The 1,504-nt window shown below is 70.6% G+C and carries 1 protein-coding gene; it reads left to right on the top strand.

Translation table 11 applies throughout. From position 1 onward, the window contains the following. The coding region (locus AC1Q7O_RS27540; protein ID WP_492662634.1) for a carbohydrate-binding domain-containing protein at positions 1–1,504 on the top strand (1,504 nt) is incomplete at both ends.

Consider the following 1,504-nt stretch of genomic DNA (forward strand, 5'->3'; position numbering starts at 1 on the left):
GACGTGGGCGCGACGATGTCGGTGCGCGTGGACGGCGTGGTCACGGACACCGTGGAAGTGCGCGCCGCGGTGCCGACCGACTACCGGCTGGCCACCCCCACGCTCAAGCCCGGCAGCCAGGTCGACCTGGTCTACACCAACGACGCCGCCGTCAACGGCGTGGACCGCAACCTGCGTGTCGTGCAGATGAGCACCGCCGACACGGCCGTCCTCTCCTCCGCAACCATCGTCAGCTTCGACAAGGGCAATGGCGATGCCGCCTTCGACGGTCAGAACGTCGTGGCCGGCACGATGCATGTCAACTCCAACGGCGCCCTGCGTCTGACCTGGCCGGCGGCCAACCTCACCGACCACCTGACCGTACGCGCCAGCGCCACCAGCGCCGCTGGCCAGGGCGCCCAGATGATCGTGCGCGTCGACGGCATCGTCGTCGGCACCTCCGAGGTCACTTCGACCGAGCCGGCCGACTATGTTTTCGCCACGCCAGCGCTGTCCGTGGACAGCCGCATCGACGTCGCCTTCGCCAACGCTGGCACTGCCGACGGCGTGGTGCGCAGCCTGCGCGTGCACTACCTCAAGGCCGGCAACACCGTGCTGCAGCCCAGCGCTGGCGGGTGGAACCTGGACGCCGGGCTCGGCCTGGCCGCCTTCGACGGCGTCAACGCCGCACCCACCACGCAGAACCTGCTCACCGCCAACGGTGCCCTGCGCACCAAGTGGCTCGCCGCCAACATGACCGACTCGTTGACGCTGCGTGCCAGCGTCCGGCTGTCCGGCGACGTCGGCCCCATCGCTCAGGTGCTGGTCGACGGCGTTGTCATTGGGACCGTGGAGTTGCGCTCCACCACCCCGGCCGACATCACCCTGCCCTCGCTGCCGCTCAAGCCCGGCCAGCGCGTGCAAGTGGTCTACACCAACCCCACCAGCGGCCGCGAGCTGCAACTGGCCTACGCCATCTCCGGCAAGACCGTGCTGCGCGCCACCAGCAACACGCTGGACGCCGCCTGGCCCGAGCCCAACCTCACCGACAGCCTGCTCATCCGCGCCCGCGGCACGCTGGCCGACGGCACGGGCCCCGTCATGCAGGTGCTCGTCGACGGCGTCATGGTCGGCAGCGCCGAGGTCAAGTCCACCGACAACGCCGACTACCGCTTTGCCGTGCCGCCCATGAGCGCAGGCCGCAAGCTCGACATCGCCTACGTCAACGACGCCACCATCAACGGCGCGGACCGCAACCTCTTCATCGCCTACGCCACCACCGCCAACACCACCTGGCTGCCCAACGCCTCGGGCACCACCTATGACCGCGGCGCCGGCGCCGCCGCCTTCGACGGGCTCGACGTCGTGGGCCCCAGCGGCAACATGGTCTGGGGTGGCGCGCTGCGCGCCACCTGGCCCCAGCCCAACATCACCAGCACCGTCACCGTGCGCGCCAGCGCCGTACCGGCCGGCGGTGTGGGCGCGCTGATGACGCTGTGGGTCGACGGCATCGCCGTCAGTGCCG

This window comes from Roseateles sp. GW823-FHT07B05 (assembly GCF_058794515.1).